The sequence below is a fragment of the Nitrincola iocasae genome (assembly GCF_008727795.1).
Classification (GTDB): domain Bacteria; phylum Pseudomonadota; class Gammaproteobacteria; order Pseudomonadales; family Balneatricaceae; genus Nitrincola; species Nitrincola iocasae.
The window spans coordinates 2,244,381-2,267,816 of the sequence record NZ_CP044222.1 but is presented as its reverse complement, the minus strand read 5'-3'; the positions used below and the strand labels follow the sequence as shown (position 1 = coordinate 2,267,816).

The window sequence follows — 23,436 nt, the reverse complement described above, 5'->3', positions numbered from 1 at the left end:
ACGTAAAAAACCTATCCAACGGCCTCATAATGCAGAGTTTTATGGCCCTTCAGCAGGGTAATATCATAGCCATCTAACAGCCAGTTGATCTGCTCACCCGTCAGGGACATTAGCTCATCTGACGGGCTTGGCCATTTGAATTTCTCTTCAGCCAACGCTTTGTAATACAGGATAAAACCGTTATCTTCCCACATCAGGCACTTGATCTTATTACGCTGCCTGTTGGTGAACGCATAAAGTGCCCCATTAAAAGGGCTGTGTCCCAGCTCGTGTTCCACGAGCAGTGCCAGTCCATTGGCTTGTTTGCGAAAGTCGATCGGTACGCGATACAAATATATCTCAGGCAACGCATAGGAAGGACGCAAGTATCGACCTTTCATCACAACTGCCTCAAAATAGCACCTAGCAGATGGATGTTGTTGGCCTGCAGTCCGGTGATGCTAAAGCCACCTGGCAAGGTCAATACAAGCTCACTGGCGGTAATGGATTCCTTGACCTGAGTGACGCGTGTAAATCCTGTTGGCTGTATTGACTCACCGATCTGGTCATCTGTCAGCTTTTGCCGCCAATAGGAAAACTGATGATACGATACGGACTGCTGCCGACAAAAAGCGGCACCTGAAAGATCAGATTGCTGCCATTGTGTAATAATCTGCTGCCAGTTGTCTTGGCGTTTTTGGTTGGTCATTTTGAACTCCATACATTGAATTTGATGGAGTTAGTTTGAAGCGGTTACATTCTAAATTGTAGGTGCTGATTCTTTGGCGCTTACGCGAAGGCCAGATCTGCTAGGCGACGATAACGCCACCAACGGGGCAAACGGGTGCGGATCTGCAGGAACTGCAGACTGAAGTGGAAAATGCTCCAGGCCGATAGCGTGTAAAGGGTCAAAATGATCGACCCCAGGAATTGATTGAACGCCATCGGCCACAACCAGGGCCCGAATCCCTGACTCACGCCTAGACTGAGAAATACAATCAGATGAAACAGAATATAAAAGCCATAGGCCGGGTGGCGAAAGAGTAGAAAGGTGACCGTATTATGGAGCAGTAATATCAACAGGGCGCCCGCCGCCGCTGCCCAGATCTTGAAGCTGAGCTCGGTCTGCCGGTCAAATTGCTGTGGACTCATTATGCGTAGCGGAAGCAGTAAGGGCCCGTCACTGGCTTTTCTGATCAGCACCAGGCTTTCGGTGTCGGGGGGCAGATCGATAGGAAACCAGATGCTGGCGTAGGGCGCCTCTGGAGTCCATCTCTGGGTATCTCCACGCACCCAGTGACGTATTATCTGACCATCCTGGATCAGATAGAAATCCAACTCATCAATCATGATGTTGCTAAGACGCAGAATCAGTTCGGTGGGTGCCTGTACCGGCGAAAACTCGATTTTGTGCCAGTAAGCCTCGGCGGAGATGTCGCTGGATTGTCGAAAGTGAAGGTTGCTGAAATTTAGCGTATCAAATGCTTGCTCGGGTGTGAGACGCTCAGCACCTTCAACCGCTGTGAGCAGTGGTTCAGTGATGTAATCAGGTGAACCAGTGAAATCCGCGGGTACAGTGTAAGCTCCGGCATGGGCGGATAACAGCAACAACAATATACCAGCGTGAATAAATAGGCGCAGAGCTAACTTCCCATGCAGGCGTTTGCGACAGAGGGTCCAGTACTGAGTATAGTGCTTTTTTGGTTTATCGTTTGACTAGGCTTTCTACCAGATAACCTAGGCATAGCCAAACCCCAAGCCAAAAGATAATGACCATGACAATGCCAAGTCCAGATGGACTGGACCAACCCCAGCTACCTGAACTTTGAAACACAGGCAATCCAAGACATGCCTTGTGCTCACTAATCCTGTCAGGCAGCCTGAACTTAGCAAACTCACTCACTTGTATGTATATCATATCTGACATGTAGTGTATTCCATGAGCCCAAAGGACAAGCCATTGTTGTAGCCTATGTGTTTCTAAAAAAGACTGAAGCTACCCCAAAAAACATAATTGATGTATGTAAATCCAGATTCAGGATGTATGACGATGCAAGAAAGTAATCGAAAGAGACTGGAAGCTGCGGGTTGGAAGGTCGGTAGCGTTGATGAGTTTCTGGGTTTGTCCCCTGAAGAGTCAGCATACATTGAAATGAAGTTAGCGTTGAGTCATGCGCTTCGGCAGCACAGACTCCACAATAAGCTGAGCCAGATAGAATTAGCCAAATTGGTTCACTCCAGTCAGTCCCGCATAGCAAAAATGGAGGCTGGAGATCCGAGTGTTTCCATAGATCTGATCATGAAGTCACTTTTAGCACTTGGCGCTTCTCCCAACGATGTCGCCAAAGCAATAGCTTCAGGTTCGTCCCACGCTGCATAAGCCAGGCATTAAGTTATATGTATCCTGCGCCAATCCTGGCAGGTCATCCGATACAGCCGCACTGGCCGACCATGAAATTCGCGAATTGTGTAATCATGGAAACCTGCTTTCTCAGATACTCTAACTGACGCCACATGCTCTGGTTCGATGATGGCAACTACCGATTCACAGTGTTTTTGCTCGAACGCATAATCAGTAACAGCATTGACAGCTTCGGTCGCGAAACCTTGATTCCAAAACCTTCGTCCTAACCGATAGCCCAGATTCATTTCCTCAACATCCTCGACTAATTCAGGGCTGATGCCACAAAAACCAACCAGGTCACCTGAGCTTTTCTCCAACAACGCCCAGGGGCCGATTCCATGCGATGAGTAACAGGCTCTACACCAGTCAATAAACTCGCTGGTGGCTTTCTCGTCACAGACCCCGCGAACTGAATACTTCATAACCTCGGGATCACTCAAAATCTCGGTGAGGGCCGGTAGGTCCTCATGGCTGAGTTGTCTTGCAGTGAGCCTTTCTGTTTCAAATAGTTGCACTGAGTTTTTCCTTATAGATTGCTCATTCCTACTCTTCGGCTCGAAAGGTATCAATATACAGCGCCTCAACCTTGTCTCTAGCCCATTGCGTTCGGCGCAAAAATTTCAGCGACGATTTGATTGATGGCTCGTTGTGAAAACAGTTGATGTTGATCTGCGCATATAAAGCATCCCAGCCGTAATGCTCCACCAGGCGGGTGAGTATTTTTTCCAGATTTAATCCATGTAAAGGATTGTTGGGTTGTTCTTGGCTCATAGGGTTTTCCTGTGGGTGTAAGGGCCGGCGTAAGATAGGCTTGCGCGGCTATCAATAGGTTGGATTTTACAGAATTTGAGCCAGGTTTCCTAAATCACGCTACACTAGCATAAAGTAAATAATAACAACCCTTAGGAGACAGCTACATGCAAGCGCAAGAAGAGGCGCCCGTCAGAGGCCGATTAACTATTCGCACCCTGGCCATGCCATCGGATACCAATCCTTCCGGCGATATCTTTGGCGGCTGGGTGCTGTCACAAATGGATTTAGCCGCCGGGATATGTGCAGGTCAGCGGACACAATGTCGGGTAGTGACAGTGGCACTTGATGGCATGAGCTTTATCCGACCGGTTAAGGTGGGTGATATCTTAGGGGTGTATACCGAAGTTTGCCGAGTAGGGCGCAGCTCACTCGATATTCATGTTGAGAGTTGGGTTCGACGTGGCCGTATCGGTAAGCGTGAAAAAGTCACTGAGGCGGTCTTTAAATTCGTAGCGTTGGATGAGGAAGGCAAGCCCACCAAAATACCCGAGGCGAGTTCACTGCCACTTTATGTAGAAAGTGAGATCTAAGGCCGCCCGCTCTTATCTGTCAATGTGCGCTATCGCACCAAGCCCAGCCGCCTCATCATCTATAGTAAAAAGCCAGTTAGTGTGTAGGCACGTTTGTGTAGGCACTCTATAGCCTGGTGTCTTACCGCTAGCATCAATTATATGCAATTCAATATATGAGTAAGGCTTATGCTGTTATTTTCAATTCTAGTGGCGCTGATGGGTCTGGCTCTGACGGCGGGTGGTGTCTACTTGCTCAGCCTTGGCGGCAGCCTCTATTATCTGTTGGCAGGCGTTGTGTTGCTGGTCAATGCCGGTCTGGGCTTTAAGCGCCATGAGCTGACCCGTCCGTTATTTGCATTGTTTCTGGTGGCCACCCTGATCTGGTCCTTGTGGGAATCCGGCTATGACTGGTGGGCGTTAGCACCGCGCATGGGCTTGTTTATGTTGCTGGCTATCCCGCTGTTGTTTTCCAGCGTGGCGGACACGGGCGGGCGCAAAGTGCTGTTTCCTGTCTGGGCTGTGTTGGGGGTGATACTACTGGGCAGCATTTGGGCCAAGCCGCATGAGTTTTCCGGCACCCTCGATATGCAGGTGGACAGTGAGTCACCGAACCTGGGGGAAGCACCTGAAGCCAGCTGGTATGCCTATGGGCGATCCAACATGGGGCAGCGCTATTCGCCGTTGGATCAGATCACCACCCAGAATGTCGGGCAGTTGGAAGAGGTCTGGCAGTATCGCACCGGGGATATGAAGCGCCCTGACGATATTGGTGAAACCACCTATCAGGCGACGCCACTTAAAATCGGCGACACGCTGTATTTGTGTACACCGCACAACTGGTTGGTGGCCTTGGATGCCGACCTAGGCACCAAGCGCTGGGTCTATGATGCCCAGGTGCCGATGGAAAGCCAGCGTCAGCATCAGACCTGTCGCGGTGTGTCGTATCTGCCACCCGCGTCAGGTGAGGTTCCCTCCGCTGAGAGGCTGGATGTGGCTGCCGAAACCCAGGCCGCAGTGCAGTGTGATGCCACCCTTTATATGCCGACCTCTGACGCCCGTCTGATTGCCATTGATCCAGCCACCGGCGCACGCTGTGCTGACTTTGGTGAAAACGGTGAACTCGATCTAATCCATAATATGCCGTTCAAGCAAGCCGGTTTCTATTACTCCACGTCGCCACCCGTAGTGGCGAATGGTTTGGTCATCGTGGCGGGTTCAGTGAACGATAACTACGACAAAAACTCACCATCGGGAGTCATTCGTGCCTATGACGCTAAAACCGCTGAGCTGGTGTGGAACTGGGATTCCGGCAACCCTGAGGATACCGCACCGATCGGACCGGATCAGGTTTATACGCCCAGCTCGCCCAACAGTTGGGCCATAGCCAGTGCCGATGAATATCTGGGGCTGATTTATTTCCCGATGGGCAACCGGACACCCGATCAGCTTGGCTGGTATCGTACTGAACATGATGAAAAATATGCCAGCTCCGTGGTGGCGCTGAGCCTGGATACCGGTCAGGTGGTCTGGGTGCAACAGTTTGTACACCATGACCTGTGGGATATGGATACACCGGCCCAGCCATCACTGATTGATCTGGATACCGCAAGCGGCTTGCAACCGGCACTCATCGTACCAACCAAGCAGGGCGATGTGTATGTGCTGAATCGTCAGACCGGTGAGCCGATCTTCGCGATAGATGAACTACCTGCCCCTCAGGGGACCGTCGAGTTGGATCATGCGGCACCCACACAACCGATATCAGCGCTGACCTTCCGTCCGCCACCCATGACAGAAAAACAGATGTGGGGCGCAACACCGCTGGATCAGATGTGGTGCCGGATTCAGTTCAAGTCACTGCGGTATGAAGGCCAGTACACACCGCCATCGGTGCAGGGCACGCTGGTCTATCCAGGTAACTTTGGCGTGTTCAACTGGGGCGGTATCGCTGTGGACCCGAAACGTCAGGTGATGTTTGGCATGCCACTTTATCTGGGCTTCATCCAGCAGTTGGTCGAGAAAGATGGATCGGACATGGGCGCGACCAACCAGGGGGAGCAGGGTATCAATTCAAATGAAGGCGCACCCTATGCCGTTGATATGCGACCCTTCCTGTCACCCCTGGGCGTACCCTGTCAGCAACCGCCCTGGGGCTATGTCGCCGGGGTGGATCTAAAAACCGGGGAAATCGCCTACAAGCATAAGAACGGCACCATCCGTGATATGACACCGCTGCCGTTACCAATCAAAATGGGCGTGCCCGGCATAGGCGGCCCGATCATCACCGAAGGCGGCGTGGTCTTCCTGGCGGCGACGGTAGACGACTACCTGCGGGCTTATGATCTGTCTACCGGTGAGCAACTGTGGCAGGCTCGTCTTCCAGCAGGCGGACAAGCCACGCCGATGACCTATCTGAACAGCCAGGGTGAGCAGATGGTGGTGCAGGTGGCCGGTGGACATGGCTCCGTCGGCACGACGATAGGGGATTATGTGGTGGCGTATAAGATTAAGCGTTAAGGCGCTCCCTGGCTTTGGCGAAGCTGGAATAGATCATAATTGGCTTGCATGGTCATCCAGAACTCAGAGCTGCCAGATTTCGGCCTGGGTGCGAAGGGCTATGCATTGCCATTTTTATTGACCTAAAGGAATCTCTGTTGAGGACTTCACGGTTCGAAGTGATACCGAGGTTTGGAATTTTCGGATGTTGGCTTCTGTGTGAAGTACTCTATCGACAAAGCTTTCGTAAGCCTGAATATCCGGTACAGTGACGACCATCATGAAATCGTAGTTGCCCGTTATTTGGTAACAGTGTCTTACTTCTGGTGCCTGGCTAATGACGCGCTTAAAGGCGTCATACAGATCTTTTCGATCTCGCTCCATCTCGACCGAAACCAGTAATGTCAGTTTGTTGCCGGTTAATTCTGGGTTCACAAGAGAAACATCACCCACAATAACGTTTTCATCTCTCAGTCGTTTTACTCTTTTATGGCAAGCTGGTGGCGATAGTCCCACTTCTTCGGCCAGCTCAACGTTTGCGATACGATTATTACGCTGCAAGATGGCCAGGATTTTTCGGTCTATCTTGTCCAATTCCATAAATTTCTCACAATCATGCTTTTGTGGTTAAAAATTTCCTATTGGTTTTTATATTAAAAATATTCGATATTTTCAATCATTAAATTGATCGGCATATTTCTTGTCATCTCAATACACTTCCTCCATAGACTGTTTGGAGAAAGAGAAGTGAATAAACGAAACTATCATTGGGTTGGGCTTTTATTGAATGGACTCTGGAAAGAGATCTTTGATGTCACATGGACGCTGTATAAGATCATGATTCCGATGATCATCGTGATCAAGGTTGTTGAAGAGTTTGGTGGCATCGAGCTACTGAGCCAATGGCTGAGTCCTGTCATGTCGCTGGTTGGCTTGCCAAGCGAAATGGGCTTGGTGTGGGCAACCACGCTTGTCACCAATATGTACGCTGGACTCGTGATATTTATGAGTATTGACACGGACTTAACCGTTGCTCAAGTCTCGATTCTTGGCACTTTGATGTTGCTTGCTCATTCACTTCCTATCGAAGTAGCCGTTGCTAAAAAAGCAGGCGTTGGGATTGCTATGACACTGATAATTCGCATTGGTGGTAGTTTGTTGATGGGGTGGATTTTGCATCAAATCTACCAAGGCGGAGATCTACTAAATACGCCTGCTGAAGTGATTTGGCGACATGCGCCAGTAAGTGATCCAAGTTATGTGGTTTGGACAATCGATCAGCTTAAAAACCTTGCGATGATTTTTGTGGTGATTGCTGCATTAATGACATTTTTACGATTGTTAAAATGGCTTGGTATCGAAAAATTGATGGCAATATTGCTCAGGCCGATTTTGTCTGTGCTTGGCATTAGCCGAGAAGCAACAAACTTGACGATTGTGGGGATCACGCTAGGCGTTTCTTTTGGTGGCGGTTTGCTTATTAATGAAGCAAAACGAGGACACATTTCCCCACGAGATATTTTCGTCGCCATGATGTTGCTCAACCTGCTTCATAGCTTGATTGAAGACACGTTACTGATTCTGTTGATTGGGGCGGACTTTATGACTATTTTTTGGGGACGAATTGTATTTGCAGTGACGGTGATTGGGGTTTTAGTCTTTGTCCTTAAACGGCTGGATGAAAGCACTTGTCGTAAATATTTATATAAGAAGATAAGTGATGGTAGACAACCCCGAAATGGTGCGTGAATCAATTCGCGAATATAGTCCAGGCTGACCCGGATACGAGCGGCAGACTCCGCCACATCCCTGACCAGGTAAGAATTTCCCGGTCCACGCTTGAGCTCAAACAGATCATTACCCGGCTAAGCCGCACCCCGGCTTTGGCGAAGCTGGAACAGATCAAAATTGGCCTGCATTGTCATCCAGAACTCAGCGCTGCCAGCACCCGCCTGCTCCAATGCCAATGCCATTTCAGGTGTTACGGATGCGCTGCCGTTAATCAGCCGATTCAACGTATTGCGGTGACACCCCAGCCGTTCGGCAACCACGGCCACGCTATCGATCTTGTGACCGTCTTCGTCCTCAATCAGGCGCTGCCGGATGATTCGGCCTGGGTGCGAAGGGCTATGCATCGCCATGGTGTCTTCTCCAATCAGTGGTAATCGTCATAGTGCAGCAGGTAAACATTGCCGTCTCGGAACTCAAAGAACAGTCGCCAGTTGCCATAAGTTTTATACTTGTGACAACAGCATATTATGCCACTTCGCTGAGAACGTCTTCAAACTTATTGGCAGGGGGATCAGCATCGATCAATATGGCTATTTATTGTTTTGATTCGTCTATTCTGGGCTAGTTTTTCTCTGAGGCCTATGTAAGCAGTTTCATAGATTGTAGTATAGAATACGATATACTTTTGTAATCAGCGGCTCATCCTAAGGAGGCTTGTTAGATGATAAATGAAAACAGTCCAAAGCTATCGGATGAGTTCCTATTAAGCGATGAGCAAAAACAGATTTACTCTAGTGCTATTTCTCGCGCATGGAATCACTTTCTGAAGATAGATGATATGACTCTCATCGTACTTAAGGGACATTTGCTTATTGAAGAGCAGTTAAAATTATTGGTTGATGATAAAATGATAAAACCAGAAAAAATTCAAAGAATTAGTTTCTCTCAGTACTTGAGTTTGGCAAATGCTATGTATGAACTTCCAGAGGATATGGTTTGGCTTTGGGGTGCTATTAGGGCATTGAATCAGCTTAGAAATACAATGGCTCATGAGCTGACTCCAGGCGATATCGATAAAAAAATAAATTTATTTCGTTCAACTATTCCCCAAAACGAAGAGCATACACCAGAATATTCCATTAAAGATTGCATTGTTGAAACTTGGATTGCATGCATGTATTTTACGATTAAGAATAATTGTTCTGTAAGTCCGCAACACCCATCTTCTCGATGATATTCTGAAGCTGTTGTAGTAGGTATATGTCTGTGTTCATACTTTATCTTAGATTTATCTTTATTGAGTCTTGGCTGATTTACGTAAAAAAATAAGATAAACATTATTTTATTATATTTATTTTTAAATTAACGTGTAATCATAATTAACTTGTTAGGTGAACTCAATTGGTGATAGTTGATTTGTTCTAATCAGAAGATCTAAACCAACTAACATTGGAATATAATCAAGTTCATCAGGGATTTTTTTGATATTATAAATGCAAACACCAGCATCAGTTTTACCAGATATAAATAGTTCTTTTTCGGATTCTTTTAATCTAAATGTTGGGTCTATGATTAAATAGTTTTCTGTGATAACCCAGACGTGATAATTTATCTTGTCATGTGGTTTTCCATTTATTATTTCATAAAGATGTTCGTATGATGTATTATATTCTAATTCTCCGAATATTTTCATATCTCCAATAACAATATGACAAGGAATGCCTAGTGTATCTTGAAGGAATAAGTATAGGGATACAGCCATTCCTGAACAGTCATAAACAGTACTTTCTCTAGATATTCCTTTCATATCACGATCTTTGATCATAGCTTTAAACCAGCTATCTATTAGTTCATTGATTTGTGTTGAATTTTTGTCTGAGTAGTCTTGAAAAGAAATTACTGGTACATCCTTTAAAAAAAACTTTGCAGAAGTTGACAACGCAATGTTAAGGTTTTTGAAAAACAACTCTGTTTTTTGCACGTTAACTCCTGGAGAATCACTCGGGTAAGAAATTTCTAAATAAAAATGTACACCGTCACAGACTCTCATTATTTTTAAATCGCGATGGCGTAATTCAAACACGCTGAGTGGTTTTGACGCCCGATCAGCCAGTCTGGCTGGTATGGTAGTGAACATGATGAAAATATGCCAGTTCCGCTGCGTTTTTTCGTTCAACCCCTACTGACCGGCGTAAGGCCACGACGGCTAGCAATGAGTGAGACGTCCTTTTGGTTGGCATTGCGGTGGAGGCGTTGTAAAACACTATGTTGCGTCTCAGGCGTCCAGAAAATCTGCAGCCGCTTACGTGCCCTTGTAATGGCTGTGTAGAAAATGCTATGCGTAATGTCGTCTTCATTGGCATCGGTGATTACGATCTTGACTGAGTCAAATTCGAGCCCTTGTGCTTTATGAATTGACACGGCGTAGGCCACTTGAAATGGCACGGTGGTGTTCAGTGAGTCGTCGTCCTCGTCGCTAATATCAGACTCGTAGACGGAGAAGCGCACAGTCGAGCCTTCCAGCCATTCAAGATCATCACAGTCGACATCGAAATCACTGAGCGATCTCTCAAGTTCAACGTCGAATTGGATTCGTCCGCGTTGGCGGTCAATGTCAACGATCTTGCCTTTAAGGTTGTTATAGATTACCGGTCGGAACCGCTCGGCCTCGTAGAAAAGAACAGGGTCGCCAATCTTGTACGTAGACTCACGCCAGGTGGTTTCTGTACCAGGGTTGCTGCTTTGCAAAAATCGGTTGATGTTGTTGATACCATAGAGTCCATCGTAATTCAGACACAGGATGATCTGATCTTCCTCTTGCGTCTCGAATAGCGTTTTGTCCAGCATGGTCGAGTATCCGTTGCGAGCCATAACCTCTGCGATGTCATCTTCGATGGCTCGGACCTTGTTCCAGAAGCTCAAGAGTGCGGGGTTCTGAGTTCTGAAGGGAGTCGTCAGCTCGAACACTGACGTATTTGGGATGAATGAACGAATAATTTCGAACCAGTTGCCGAACTGGATTGACTCGATCTGGTAGACGTCACCCACTAGTACAAGTAGCTTGAAGGAGGTACTACTCAACACTTTAATCAAGTCAGAGTTGCTGACGGTACTACACTCGTCGATAACGAGGAGGTCATACTCCGAATCGGAGGATTTTCTGCCAATCTGGCTGCTGATCGTCCGGAAGTCAGAGTTTTGTGCGGTTACCTTGCGCTTGAGGTTGTCGATTGCTGGATTGGTGTGTGCAAGAAAGAGCTTTTGCTTATCGTTGAAGTAGTGTGCGATGTGGTCCACCATCGTGGACTTGCCAGTGCCAGCTGCGCCGTAGATCAGGGCGACGCGAGACTTGCTGAACAGCTGCTTTAGCGCTATCTCCTTCATTGGGTCGTCGATGCTACGAGGTGTTTCATTAAGCCAACGCTCAACGGCTTGCGTGTAGCCATCGATTTGGGAGGATGCGTACTTCTGAAGCTTCTCGACTATGGATACTGTGTCGTTCTCATACTCACAGATGAAAACGTGCCCTTTGTCGAGCACGAGCTGGCGCTGCGTATGCTTGCGATAGAGCTTATTATTGTATGAGAGTATTAGTCCTTTGACGTCTCCAAACTCCTCAAGGTCGGCCATGGGGGTGTAAAGAATGCCATGACGCTCCACGTTGTTCTTCACTCGTCGAGCGAGCAGTTCATGGCTTCGTCCGGTCATATCGAGGCTTTCGACAACATCCCAGTAACGAGGGTTGTGTGCCGGTAGCGAGGTGCACAGTGGCATGGTATCAAAGGGAATGCAGCCGTACTGAAGCTTCATGTGGGAGAGGCGGCCACAGCCCTCCCAGTTATACTGGGGCTTAATATTATGGTTGTGCATCCGCAGCAGGAGATAGCGAATGATATTGTGGCCCGGAGCGGCTGACCTGACGATACGGCGGACTTCATCCAGCATGTGAAAGATCCGTGCTTGGGATACTCCTCTAGTACCTTCCTCCCTTACCTGCAAATACTTATTATCGGGCATCTCTATCAGGTCGATCAGATTATTTGAGTTAAATGTTAGCCAATGCATCAGGAATCGATACTCCGCCGAGTTAGTCTGAGCTGACATAGTGATGCCTAGCAGGTGCGCGAAGTTGTCGAACTCACATGGGCGAATCGATACTTCCCACTCGCAGATGATCGTGATTGGCATGGTCTGGTCGAGTACGTCAATGGAATCTCGCTGGAGCGTCAGCATGGCTGCGTACTTGTCAGTCATGTCGATATCGGTGAAGGCGATGATGCGGTCGAACTTGCTTACCTTGTTGACGGCGCGGTAGAAGGTGACCTCGTAGTAGATCCGCCCGCCAACACAGAACGGACATGTTTTGTGAATGTAGTACCGACCCCTATCTCGATCAGTGCTGTGTGGATGTGCAGAACGAACCGCTTCAATCCTTGCGGCGATCTTCTCGTGGTACTCCCGAAGCGACGGATCTAGATCGATCGGGAAGGCTTCCAGGTTTGCCAGAACACTTAAACCACAGTTGTCTTGCAGCAAACTGCGGATGCGGTAGAGGTACTCGAAATACTTTAGCATCAAGCGTTCAGAAGAATCTCCATCCAAAGTGTAGTGGGAAGCGCTTTTTTGGATTAGTTTGTGAAACTTGCCGAGGAAGTTGAATTTTGCCTTGCTTTTGACAAAGGTGAGCCCCGGTTCAATCGCTGGGTGATTAAATTCAGCATCCGGTGAGCCTGTGTGAAGGCGGACCGCGACTCCCTCTACCAGGTTTCTGAGTTGTGATAGGAGGTTCTTCGAGAGCAATGCCCGCTGCTCAGACAGCGAGTCGATATTCTGACAGATTGCCTCGTCAGCGCTTTGGATCTGCTTGCTGACAGTGATCATAAATTATACAGTCTCGTTTGGTTTAAGAAGATCCTTGTTGATTATGCATGCTTCTACCACCCATTGATTAACGTGAATGCACGCCTAAATCTTTCCACCCACGCCTTTAAATTTCTCAACAAACGCGGCAATTTTCTGAAAAACATTCTGTTTCTTGGTTTTGTAGGCTGGATTAAGCGGGCTCATTTTGGGTAGTGTTGAATTTAATTCAGTACCGTTTTCACTGGCGTACTCTCGTTTCAGTGAGGCGAGGATGTAGCGCTTAGCGGCGTCTTCATTTAAGCCCTCTGAACGAATCAACTCTTCCGCTTCTCGGGCTTGTTCCGTTTGTGCAAAGCTGAAGAATTCATCAATGATACCGGCCTTATCAACCATCATATCCAGGTCAGTTTGGTTAATAAAATCAACAATCAGGCTTTCCTTTGCACGGTTACCAAGGCTGGCACGAATCAACCGGCGCACTTCTTCGATCATTTCGCCCTTAGTTCTATTCTTTTTGTTTTGCTCAAAAATCAGCTCAAGAATGTAATCAAGATTTATTTCTTGCGATTTAAGCAAGTCTACTTCAAACACCACATCGTCCCAATCAATGGTGGAGTTTTCTTTATATTCAGCGGCTTTCTCACGGCGCAGCCAATCACGAATATCATTATAGCTTGAGCGGTAATCTTGAATTTTGCGCTCAGCAGGGATTCTGATAGTTTGCAGTGCAGCTATGTCATCATCCGTTAAATAGTGTTCAGCCTTGAAGGCTTCAACCGCTTCTGGATCGCTTAAGTCAATACCTTGCAAGGCTTTCAGGCTGGCAAATTCATCGTAATTTTGTAACACGTTCTCTACGCGCAAATACTCACCAAACAACTTAGCAAAGTCTTTTTTATCCTTTTCCAATACAATCTCATCAGGGTTAGGGAAGCGTTGTTCTAATTCCGCAACTACATCCATGAAGCCACGTCGGGCTTCACCGGTAACCAGATCGGTAAAGCCTTCCATGTATTCCTGATAGCTTTTTTCAAGTACTACGTTTTTTGTGTTCTTATCACCAAACAAGGTAATGGCATCAATCGTAGCTTTCTCTAAGTCGCGGAAGGTAACGATATTGCCAAAGGTTTTGGTGGCATCATAAATACGGTTGGTGCGTGAATAGGCCTGGATTAAACCGTGATAACGCAGGTTTTTATCGACAAATAGCGTATTCAAAGTTGGGGCATCAAAGCCGGTCAGGAACATGCCCACCACAATCAGCAAGTCTATTTCCTGGCTTTTCACACGCTTGGCCAGGTCACGGTAATAGTTTTGAAAGCCGTTTCTGTCTACGCCAAAATTGGTTTTAAAAGTCGCGTTATAGTCATTAATAGCTGCATTTAAAAACTCCTTAGCACTGCTGTTCATGGCAGATACATCAAAGCTTTCATCTGGAATCTCGCCCACGGCATCCTGTTCTTCATTGGCCGCAAACGAAAAGATAGTGGCAACCTTCAGCGGCCTATCTGTGTCTTGCTGCAACTGCCTGAACGCCTCGTAATACAGCTTGGCTGCATCCACACTGCTCACCGCAAACATGGCGTTAAAGCCCTTGCCGCCCGCTTGTAGACGGTGAGTTTTTTGGTGAAACTTATTCAGAATATACTGCGATACTTCCCGAATCCGGTCGGGGTGCAACAGGGCTTGCCTGTTCTCTGCTGCGTTGAGCTTTTTCTCATCCTGCTCTGTTTCAATCACCTTGAATTGCGGGCGCACATCGTTGTAGTCCACCTTGAACTTGAGCACTTTTTCATCGCGAATAGCATCGGTAATCACATAAGAGTGCAACTCCCGTCCAAATACGCTGGCAGTGGTTTCGGCACCAAGGGCATTTTGTGGGAAGATGGGCGTGCCGGTAAAACCAAACTGATAAAACTTTTTGAATTTTTTCTGCAGGTTTTTCTGCGCCTCACCAAACTGGCTGCGATGGCATTCATCAAAAATAAACACCACCTGCTTGTTATACACCGGCAGGTCACCCTCGCTTTTCATCAGGTTGTTGAGCTTCTGAATAGTGGTGACGATGATCTTGTTATCGTCTTTATCCAAGTTGCGCTTAAGCCCAGCGGTGCTGTCTGAGCCATTCACGCTATCGGGTGAAAAGCGCTGGTATTCCTTCATGGTTTGGTAGTCCAGATCTTTCCTGTCCACCACAAAAAAAACTTTATCAATAAACGCCAGCTCAGTCGCCAAGCGTGCCGCTTTGAAACTGGTCAACGTTTTACCGGATCCGGTGGTGTGCCAGATGTAGCCACCGCTTTCGGGCTTGCTCCAGTTTTTGGCTTGATAAGCGCTGTTGATTTTCCATAGCGTACGCTCGGTGGCCGCAATCTGGTAAGGACGCATCACAAGCAGGGTGTTGCTTACATCAAATACCGAATAATGTAGCAGCACATTGAGCAGGGTGTTTTTCTGGAAAAAGGTCGCGGTAAAATCTTTTAAGTCTTTAATCAGGCTGTTATCGGCTTTCGCCCAATTCATGGTGAAGTCGAAACTGTTTTTGTTGCGCGCTGTGGTGTTGGCGAAATAGCGGCAGTCGGTGCCGTTGGAAATCACAAACAGTTGCAAATACTTAAAGAGCGAGCTTTCAACATTAAAGCTCTCTTTGCTGTAGCGGTGTACTTGGTTAAACGCTTCGCGAATCGCCACACCACGTTTTTTCAGCTCAATTTGAACCAATGGCAATCCATTGACCAAAATGGTTACATCGTAACGGTTGGCGTGAGTACCGGCTTGCTCAAATTGCTTAATTACCTGCAGCTTATTGCGGGCAATGTTGTTTTTATCGAGCAGGTAGATGTTCTGAATACGGCCATCATCAAACACAAAATCGTGAATATAATCATCATGTACCTTGCGGGTTTTATCGACAATGCCATCGCTAGGCTTATCCAGGTAGGTTTCCACAAAGCGCAACCATTCACCCTCGGCAAACTGTACCTTATTCAACACTTGCAATTGCACGCGCACATTGGCCAGCATGGCTTCGGGGTTGTTTAGGCCAGGCAGGTACTCATAGCCTTGATTGACTAAATCCTGAATCAACTCGCGCTCTAAATCGCTCTCGCTCTGGTAGCTTTCAGAAACTTGCCATTGCTTGGTGTATTTATCTAAAACGATAAAGCGATTCGATTCGGCGATGGGTTTATAGTCGATCATTGCTTAGTATCCTTTTTATGCAGCAGTTTTTTCACTTCACGATCAAAATCAGACTCAATAGGTTGCTGTTTGTTGAACTTGTCATACTCTGCAAACGCTTTCTGTTCGGCCTGCTTACGGCTGACGCTACCGTAGCCCTCCAGAACCTGGTATTCATTAAAGGCCAGAAACTTATTCACACTTTCGGCAAAGCTTTCCATGGTGAAGGTGTTACGTCGCTCGATAATACCCTCTATATAGTCAAAAAATGCCGACACAGTGCGTTCCAGTTTTTTTATGTCGTCCTCACCTAAATAATTTTTCGCCACGGTTGAGTCCGACTTCAATACCCGCCCATCCGGTGCATTTTTATAAGTGCTCATGCCCATCAACGGTTTGCTGGAATCCGCTTTTAGCGAAATGATTTCAGCCGCGGTATGGCCGGTAATGGCATAATGAAACTTGTCTTGCACGTGGGCGTAAAACAACCGGGTGGTTTCCGATTTTGGGTCGTAATCGATGCTGCATTCGGCAAAAATATCGGTAATTTGTTGATAGATGCGCCGCTCATTGGCGCGGATGGAACGCACCCGCTCCAGTAACTCGCGGAAATAATCCTTGCCAAAGTAACGGCCATTTTTCAGTCGTTCATCATCCATGGCAAAACCCTTGATGATGTACTCCTTGATCAGTTGGGTTGCCCAAATTCGGAATTGAGTCGCCTGCGCCGAGTTGACTCGGTAGCCAACGGAGATCACCGCATCCAGATTGTAATACTTGACCTTGCTGGTCTGAGTTTTACCGGCAATCGCTCCGTGTTCAGTGGTATGTTCCAAAATGGAACATACCATGCTTTCCTGTAATTCATTGCTTTCAAATATATTTTTAAGGTGTTTGGTGATCGCTGGGCGCTGCACACCAAACAGCTCGGCCATGCGCTCCTGGGTCAACCAGATGGTCTCACCACTGAGCAGTACCTCCACTTTTATCTCGCCATTGGGTGCGGTGTAGAGCAGAAACTCCGTGGTTTGGTCTTGCAGGCTTAGATGCTTGGACATAGGGTTCCTTCCTTATGCGTGAGTGTCAGCGTATTTAATCATTGGTTTCTACCTGCTGCCAAAAGCCATATTCTTTTTTCAAGTGATTTAGCAACAAGTTAACAGTCTGCTTCTCAGGCGGTGTTGGTTCGGCAACTGCGTCATTCGACAAGGTTGAATGACTGGTAAATTGAATGATGCGGTTCAAATAAGCTTGCTTATCACCAGGCAAGAGTTCAGACCATTTCGGGTAGCCCAGAAAGCTGGCAGTTTTTTCATACAGGTTGCGCAAAAGCGTAAAGTGGTATTTTTGTACCTGATTTTCGGCGACCGCTTGTTCAAGGGTTTGTATTAAATATAGATGATAGGAGAAGCTTTTGTTGGAGTCGCCCTGTTTTTCAGTCAGGGAAAAGGTACCATCTTCAAAACGTTCCAGCAGGTAGCAGGTCTTGCTATTTAGTTCATTGAAAAGCACGTTATAGAACAGCGGGCTGTGCGTTGTGATGATAAATTTCAAACCAGACTGACTGGATTTAATCAAGCCCGCCAAGCTAACTGCCAGCTCGATCAAGTGATTTTCATCCAGAGAACTCACTGGGTCATCAATAAACACATATTCCAACTGATCAAACTGGTTCGTTTCCCGCTCTTCGGGTTCGGGGACATTGAGGATGGTAATAACTTGATCCAGCAGGGTGTAGAAAATACTCCAGATAAAATTGCTTTCTTCACCTTTGGAGATTTTCAGGCTGCCTGAGTGCTCATCGTCACCGCGCTCCAGAGAAAAAGTCACCTCGGTAAAATCTTCGCTGAAATGCGGGGTCAATTTGTCATTGGCATAGTGTTGAAAGTACTTAACGATATTACCATCTTGGCCGAGATCTTTAAGCAGTGTGAGCAACCAATCAGTATATGAGTTAGGTTGAATTTTCAGTTTTGGCTCGACATCACTTGCTAAATCGTTATCCCAGTAAAATAAATCTTCGGTAAAGGCGTTGTAGTAGAGTATTTTGTCACGTGGCAATGGCGACTCTTCGCCATCATTAGTGCATTTTGGCGCGACCAGCTGCTTAAACTCCCGAGAAAGGCGCGTTTTTCCTGTACCATTGAAAGCATAGATAAGCTGTACTTTTGGAACTTGCTTTACTACCTCAACCTCGGTAGTTTTCTTATTCTTAACATTTCTTGGTGTGCTCAGAAGATGAGCTATATCTTTCAGCTTCTTGCCCATATTACGCAGTAGCCTCCTCGAATTTCGGGAAACTCAGCAACAGATCTCGATAATATTCGTATTGCTTTTGGCGTAGTTCAATTTCGCGAGGCAAGCCTTCGGTGATGGAGTAGGTTAGGGCATCGAATTTATCCAGGATGGTAACGATGCGGGATTGTTCGGCTAGCGATTTTTCAGGATCGTTAGGATATGGAATAGGCAACTTGAAGCTTTTTATGATGCTTGAGTTAAGGTCCCCTCTGGCGCCTTGCCCTAACGATTTAATGTTTTCATAATTTAAACTTACCCAATGAAAGACATAGCGGTATAACGCCTTATCACTATCGATTTCCAAACAACCGCAGTGCTGGTTGGTTGCCAAAGGTATTTTATTAATTGCAGATCGACCTGCTGTGGCTCCAGATATCGCAATTATTACACAATTTTCAGGAATCCATTTTGCGGCCGAGTTTTTCAATGCAGCTTCAGTTATCTTTATTTCGGTGTTATCGATATCTGAAAATTTAACTTCTTGAGTTCTTAACCATGGGATTTCGCCATAATTGTAATATTCCGGTCTTCCCGCTGTAGGCGTCCCACCTGAGTACCATTTTTTGGTTACGTCACCCAGCGTCTTCCACTCCACTTCACCTTCTTTAAAACTCAACAACTGGTCACGGTAGTAGTTGTATTGTTTTTTGCGTGCTGTAAGCTCGGCTGTAAGCTCGGCTGTAAGGGAGGTAAATGCGTCCAGAATGCGGACGATTTCAGTCTGGATGGCAAGGGATTTTTTCGGGTTTTGTGGACATGGGATGGGGATTTGGTAATTCAAAATCGCCGTTTTGTTTCCACGCGGCATCTTTGCGCCTTTTGCGTGCTGCATGCTGTACGAGAAAAACTCATCTGATGACAAGAGATAGTAGAGAAAATCTGAGTCAACTACTTGTTTGAACATACCTAGGATGCGTATGACAAGGACGTCACCACTACAGCCACCTGAGTTGGTCGCCTTCCACACCTTCTTGAGGTACGGGCGGATATTGCCGAGAAGGATGTCTCCTGGCTCATATGCCGTCAAGCGGGCAGTGTTCGGCAGATAGCTTGCATCAACACGTCCACCTTTTTCAGCGACAAGATTATCCACTCCCACGAACGAGCTCGCATCAAGTTCAGCAGCATTGACTCGCGTCGGTGAATATTCTGCCACTTCGCTCAATGCCTTCCACTCTACCTCAACGCCATCCAGCAGTTTTTCCATAAAGCTCAACTCGCTCATACATCAACCCCTTCGCCTTCAATCTCCGCTACAATGGCATCAATCTCCGAGCGCAGTTGATCGATTCTTGCGACGGTGGTTTTTAGCTCGGCATTGAGCTGAGTAATATCAATGGCTACTCGGTTGTCTTTGGCTTCCACATAGCTGCTGACCGATAGGTTGTATTCGTTAGTGGCGATGTCTTCAAAAGGTACCGATCTAGCAAAGTGCTCAAGGTTCGCTTTACTGTCAAACGCTTGCATGATCTGTTCGATATGCGCATCGGTGAGAGTGTTATTGTTGGTTTCTTTTTTAAACAGGCCACTGGCATCGATAAACTGGGTAGTGGTGTCGGTTTTGTGTTTGGACAGTACCAGGATGGTGACGGCGATGGTGGTACCATAAAAAAGGTTAGGCGCGAGGGAAATCACCGTTTCCACAAAGTTGTTATCCACCAGATATTTACGAATTTTTTGCTCTGCGCCGCCACGGTAAAAAATACCAGGGAAGCAGACAATGGCCGCACGGCCTTTGCTGGAAAGGTAGCTCAGCGCATGTAGCACAAAGGCAAAATCGGCTTTGGATTTGGGCGCTAATACTCCAGCGGGGGCAAAGCGGTCGTCGTTAATCAGGGTTGGGTCGTCTGAGCCGATCCACTTAACCGAGTAAGGTGGGTTGGAAACAATAGCATCAAAAGGTTTGTCATCTTCAAAATGCGGGTCGGTGAGGGTGTTGCCCAGCTGTATATTGAACTTGTCGTAATTGATGTTGTGCAAGAACATGTTCATACGCGCCAAGTTGTAGGTCGTGTGGTTGATTTCCTGACCGAAGAAGCCCTCCTCAATAATGTGATCTTTAAAATGCCTTTTGGCTTGAAGTAATAAGGAGCCAGACCCAGCGGCTGGATCATAAATTTTGTTGACGCTGGTTTGCCCGTGCATGGCGAGCTGGGCAATCAGCCGGGATACATGTTGCGGGGTGAAAAACTCACCACCGGATTTGCCAGCATTGGCAGCGTAGTTTGAGATCAGGAATTCGTATGCATCACCAAACAGGTCGATCTGATTACCTTCAAAATCACCAAAATCTAAGCCAGCTACGCCTTTGAGCACAGCGGCCAAACGGATGTTTTTATCTTTTACCGTATTGCCGAGCCTGTTACTGGTGGTATCGAAATCAGCAAACAGACCTTTGATGTCAGGCTCAGAGGGGTAGCCGTTGGCGGAGTTTTCGATGTCGGCAAAGATGCTAGCCAGATCCGTATTTAAACTCTCGTTGGTGTTGGCCCCTTTGGCAATATTGACAAACAGCTGACTGGGGAAAATAAAATAGCCCTTGGTTTTAATGGCATCATCTTCGATGTCGTCGGTGATTACCTCATCGCCAAGCTCGGCATAGTTGATGCTTTCGTCGCCGCCTTCAATGTAGCTGGCAAAGTTTTCGCTAATAAACCGATAGAACAGAGTACCGAGTACGTATTGCTTAAAATCCCAGCCATCCACAGAGCCGCGTACATCATTGGCTATTTGCCAGATCTGGCGTTGCAGTGCGGCGCGTTGTTGAGTACTTGTCATGGTTTTCCTGTCTAAAAAGTCATTAGCTCGAAATAGAACTCGGTATTATACGAGCCAAGGCGCACTAATCTAATCATTTATTGCCGTGGAGTGGTTCATATTTAGCTGGCACCACTCAAGAATAGAGGCGATAGCTCTGTGTGCCTTGGCTGACGCATTTGTAGTGAACGTAGCGAACAAAAAATATGTCTGAGTTTATGGCCTTGCTACTCATTGAACCTTTTCACCAGGCTAGTCAGCTTGACGAAGCTGAATAGGCGACCCGATGATCACCGATCACCTATCTGAACAGCCAGGGTGAGCAGGTGGTGCAGGTGGCCATGGCTCCGTCGGCACTATGATAGGGGATTATATGGTGGCTTATAAGATCAAGCGTTAAGCTGATTTACTCTTGCGCGCGTCCCTGACCAAGTAAGAATTTCCCGGTCCACGCTTGAGCTCAAACAGATCGCTAGCCTTGAACAGGCTGCTTAGGTTCTTAAAACCGTAATTGCGGGTATCAAACGAGGTTTTGTTGGAAATATGCGAGCCCACCGGACCCAGCGCCGCCCAGCCATTGTCTTCCTCGGTGGCTTCGATTGCCTGGCGCAGTAAGCTGATAAGCTTGGTATTGGAGTTAATGTTTTTCGATTTGGACTGTGACGTACCGTTCTGTTTCTGCTCTTGTTCCTGATCTAAAAACAGGAACTTGGAACACGCATTCACGAAGGGAGCAGGGGTCTTACGTTCACCAAACCCCAGCACCACTTTTCCTTCAGCAAGGGCACGCGTGACCATTGGGGTGAAATCACAGTCTGATGACACAAAGCACATGACATCGATGTTTTTGGTGTACATCACATCCATAGCATCAATGACCAGCGCAATATCTGAGGCGTTTTTACCCTTGGTCAGATCATACTGCTGCACTGGCTGAATAGCATACTCGTGTAACAGATCTTCCCAGGGCTTCAGAGTAGGGGCCTTCCAGTTGCCATAAGCTTTTCGGATTGTGACCACGCCATATTTCGCCACTTCGCTGAGAACATCTTCAAACTTATTGGCAGGGGCGTTATCGGCATCGATGAACAAGGCTATTTTTTGTTTTGAATCGTCCATTTTTTTGGAGCTCCTTGTATGGTTAATTAGCCTATTGGGGTGGCCGGTATATAACGTCAAAGATGGCCACGAAGGTTTGAGACTTACCGTAGTTGGCTACATTGCTTTGTTAGGGTCTTAAAATGTTTAATATTTCTGTATTCTCTGATGTAGTTCTGCTCCTAATACGAAGACAATAAGGACCGGGTCTTCAGCAGAGTTTTTCAAAAACACACACGGAAACCTCCTCTACCTTCTTTCCCAAAAAACTCTGAGCCCACTTGACAGCTGTCCATCCTGCTCTAACAGCCGAAATTTATGCCGGGTATTCTGTCTCGTTTGATGATCAGATAAAGATGAATGGTCGTTTTTTCATGTTCTCTGCCTAGCAAGCCAGTCGAATTGTAAATTTTGAAATCGAAACCTCCTACATCAACAGTTACTCGATAATTATGTACGGCTCTAGTCAGTGAATAGCTTAACTCATTTAAACAGCAGAGATTTACTAGACTAGGCTATCAAGCCACAGCTTGGTGGCATATGATGCAGCTCAATACCGGTATTGAGCTTGAGTCACAATCTTATCAAGCGATGAACCATACAGTGCATAAACCACAGGGCATTCACCCTGGCTCTGCGTTTCGGTGTAAACCGAGTGTTAATGGCCATTGACACCGAGCAATCTTTTGTTGCTTTTACGTTTTCGAGAACCAGCGCTACCATACCCATGTGTTGGTTGCAGTTTGGCGTTCCATCGGAAACAGTTTCATATTCCGAAAAAAGCCGCAGAAATTATCCAATAGCCTTAATCAGCTACGCTGAGTCGAGAAGTGCAATTGACGGTATATTTGCAAGAAATGTGAGTTTATGCTGAGTCAGTTTGAGAGTTGGCTGTGTGTAATTAAGCATGCATCAGCTTCATTGCACCGGATGCTGATAAAATACAGTTAACACTACATATAGTGGTTGTAGGGACGATAAATACCCGTATAATGATTTATGTCTATTTAGTATACAGTTATTTCTCATTGAGATAGGGGGCTGCAATGGCTAAAACTAAAGATGGTAAGAAGAAAGTGCACGTGCCGGAGCACAAAAGAACCGTGGGTGACAAAAAGAGAAAAGTAACAGTGAAAGAGCACTATCGCTCTACACCGGACTAGTTGTTACTTACTCTATCTTGACAAATGGGTTACCAGCTAAATCTGGTAACCCATCCGTTAGGTACCCTACTATAGCTCTAATTATGAATTTAACATGGCTTCTCTGATAGCATTTAACGATTTATCACAGCTCACTACAAGC

Annotated in this window: 20 protein-coding genes; 5 read left to right on the top strand and 15 right to left on the bottom strand. The window is 46.8% G+C overall.

All coding sequences use genetic code 11. The features are described 5' to 3' along the window. Positions 1 to 11: 11 nt before the first annotated feature. The 3 genes from tnpB to F5I99_RS10440 all read right to left on the bottom strand — a co-directional run bounded on the left by tnpB (position 12) and on the right by F5I99_RS10440 (position 1,587). Positions 12 to 380: an IS66 family insertion sequence element accessory protein TnpB gene (tnpB, locus tag F5I99_RS10450; protein ID WP_151053924.1), complete on the bottom strand. Its 369-nt coding sequence runs from the start codon at positions 378 to 380 to the stop codon at positions 12 to 14. Continuing rightward, positions 380 to 688, bottom strand: a complete 309-nt coding sequence (gene tnpA / locus F5I99_RS10445; RefSeq protein ID WP_151053923.1) for an IS66 family insertion sequence element accessory protein TnpA — start codon at positions 686 to 688, stop codon at positions 380 to 382. Before tnpA ends, tnpB begins: the two co-directional genes overlap by 1 nt. Before the next feature lie 80 nt (positions 689 to 768). Further along, on the bottom strand, positions 769 to 1,587 hold the full coding sequence (locus tag F5I99_RS10440) for a 7TM-DISM domain-containing protein (protein ID WP_151055777.1): 819 nt from the start codon (positions 1,585 to 1,587) through the stop codon (positions 769 to 771). Between the two features lie 442 nt (positions 1,588 to 2,029). Here F5I99_RS10440 and F5I99_RS10435 point away from each other — a divergent pair, with 442 nt between their 5' ends. Beyond that, positions 2,030 to 2,359, top strand: a complete 330-nt coding sequence (locus F5I99_RS10435) for a helix-turn-helix transcriptional regulator (RefSeq protein ID WP_151055775.1) — start codon at positions 2,030 to 2,032, stop codon at positions 2,357 to 2,359. An 8-nt stretch (positions 2,360 to 2,367) separates the two neighbouring features. Here F5I99_RS10435 and F5I99_RS10430 read toward each other — a convergent pair whose 3' ends face one another. Together F5I99_RS10430 and F5I99_RS10425 are read right to left on the bottom strand one after the other, a co-directional pair. Next, positions 2,368 to 2,898, bottom strand: coding sequence for a GNAT family N-acetyltransferase (locus F5I99_RS10430; protein WP_151055773.1), 531 nt, complete (start codon positions 2,896 to 2,898; stop codon positions 2,368 to 2,370). A gap of 28 nt (positions 2,899 to 2,926) precedes the next feature. Then, positions 2,927 to 3,154: a VF530 family protein gene (locus tag F5I99_RS10425; protein WP_151055770.1), complete on the bottom strand. Its 228-nt coding sequence runs from the start codon at positions 3,152 to 3,154 to the stop codon at positions 2,927 to 2,929. Positions 3,155 to 3,300: 146 nt separating this feature from the next. Here F5I99_RS10425 and F5I99_RS10420 point away from each other — a divergent pair, with 146 nt between their 5' ends. After that, complete coding sequence (locus F5I99_RS10420; RefSeq protein ID WP_151055768.1) at positions 3,301 to 3,726, top strand: acyl-CoA thioesterase; 426 nt, start codon at positions 3,301 to 3,303, stop codon at positions 3,724 to 3,726. Between the two features lie 168 nt (positions 3,727 to 3,894). After that, positions 3,895 to 6,225 (top strand): glucose/quinate/shikimate family membrane-bound PQQ-dependent dehydrogenase, encoded by a 2,331-nt coding sequence (locus tag F5I99_RS10415; protein WP_151055766.1) that lies wholly within the window; start codon positions 3,895 to 3,897, stop codon positions 6,223 to 6,225. A gap of 114 nt (positions 6,226 to 6,339) precedes the next feature. On the opposite strand, the gene F5I99_RS10410 is transcribed toward F5I99_RS10415, so the two are convergent. Then, on the bottom strand, positions 6,340 to 6,804 hold the full coding sequence (locus tag F5I99_RS10410) for an Lrp/AsnC family transcriptional regulator (RefSeq protein ID WP_151055764.1): 465 nt from the start codon (positions 6,802 to 6,804) through the stop codon (positions 6,340 to 6,342). Between the two features lie 147 nt (positions 6,805 to 6,951). Between F5I99_RS10410 and F5I99_RS10405 the strand changes: the two genes are divergently transcribed. Next, the gene (locus F5I99_RS10405; protein ID WP_151055762.1) at positions 6,952 to 7,953 is read left to right on the top strand and encodes a hypothetical protein; all 1,002 of its coding nucleotides are present in this window, start codon (positions 6,952 to 6,954) and stop codon (positions 7,951 to 7,953) included. 116 nt (positions 7,954 to 8,069) lie between these two features. Here the strand turns inward: F5I99_RS10405 and F5I99_RS10400 are convergent, their stop codons facing one another. Next, positions 8,070 to 8,345 (bottom strand): HigA family addiction module antitoxin, encoded by a 276-nt coding sequence (locus tag F5I99_RS10400; protein WP_151055760.1) that lies wholly within the window; start codon positions 8,343 to 8,345, stop codon positions 8,070 to 8,072. A gap of 311 nt (positions 8,346 to 8,656) precedes the next feature. On the opposite strand from F5I99_RS10400, the gene F5I99_RS10395 reads away from it, so the two are divergent. Next, positions 8,657 to 9,169 carry a hypothetical protein gene (locus F5I99_RS10395; RefSeq protein WP_151055758.1) on the top strand — a complete coding sequence of 171 codons (513 nt, stop codon included), beginning with the start codon at positions 8,657 to 8,659 and terminating at the stop codon, positions 9,167 to 9,169. A 153-nt stretch (positions 9,170 to 9,322) separates the two neighbouring features. Here the strand turns inward: F5I99_RS10395 and F5I99_RS10390 are convergent, their stop codons facing one another. The 8 genes from F5I99_RS10390 to F5I99_RS10355 form a co-directional block, all read right to left on the bottom strand. Continuing rightward, entirely contained in the window at positions 9,323 to 9,916 is a 594-nt protein-coding gene (locus F5I99_RS10390; RefSeq protein WP_151055756.1) for a hypothetical protein, read from the bottom strand. 191 nt (positions 9,917 to 10,107) lie between these two features. Further along, on the bottom strand, positions 10,108 to 12,816 hold the full coding sequence (locus tag F5I99_RS10385; protein ID WP_151055754.1) for an ATP-dependent DNA helicase: 2,709 nt from the start codon (positions 12,814 to 12,816) through the stop codon (positions 10,108 to 10,110). An 84-nt stretch (positions 12,817 to 12,900) separates the two neighbouring features. Beyond that, positions 12,901 to 15,999 (bottom strand): type I restriction endonuclease subunit R, encoded by a 3,099-nt coding sequence (locus F5I99_RS10380; protein WP_151055752.1) that lies wholly within the window; start codon positions 15,997 to 15,999, stop codon positions 12,901 to 12,903. After that, complete coding sequence (locus tag F5I99_RS10375; RefSeq protein ID WP_151055750.1) at positions 15,996 to 17,036, bottom strand: virulence RhuM family protein; 1,041 nt, start codon at positions 17,034 to 17,036, stop codon at positions 15,996 to 15,998. The genes F5I99_RS10380 and F5I99_RS10375 overlap by 4 nt, the downstream gene beginning before the upstream one ends. A gap of 34 nt (positions 17,037 to 17,070) precedes the next feature. Next, positions 17,071 to 18,246, bottom strand: coding sequence for an AAA family ATPase (locus F5I99_RS10370; RefSeq protein WP_151055748.1), 1,176 nt, complete (start codon positions 18,244 to 18,246; stop codon positions 17,071 to 17,073). A 1-nt stretch (position 18,247) separates the two neighbouring features. After that, positions 18,248 to 19,501, bottom strand: a complete 1,254-nt coding sequence (locus F5I99_RS10365; protein ID WP_151055746.1) for a restriction endonuclease subunit S — start codon at positions 19,499 to 19,501, stop codon at positions 18,248 to 18,250. Further along, positions 19,498 to 21,054 (bottom strand): type I restriction-modification system subunit M, encoded by a 1,557-nt coding sequence (locus F5I99_RS10360; RefSeq protein WP_151055744.1) that lies wholly within the window; start codon positions 21,052 to 21,054, stop codon positions 19,498 to 19,500. The genes F5I99_RS10365 and F5I99_RS10360 overlap by 4 nt, the downstream gene beginning before the upstream one ends. Before the next feature lie 375 nt (positions 21,055 to 21,429). Beyond that, positions 21,430 to 22,152: an NYN domain-containing protein gene (locus F5I99_RS10355; protein WP_151055742.1), complete on the bottom strand. Its 723-nt coding sequence runs from the start codon at positions 22,150 to 22,152 to the stop codon at positions 21,430 to 21,432. Positions 22,153 to 23,436: the final 1,284 nt, after the last annotated feature.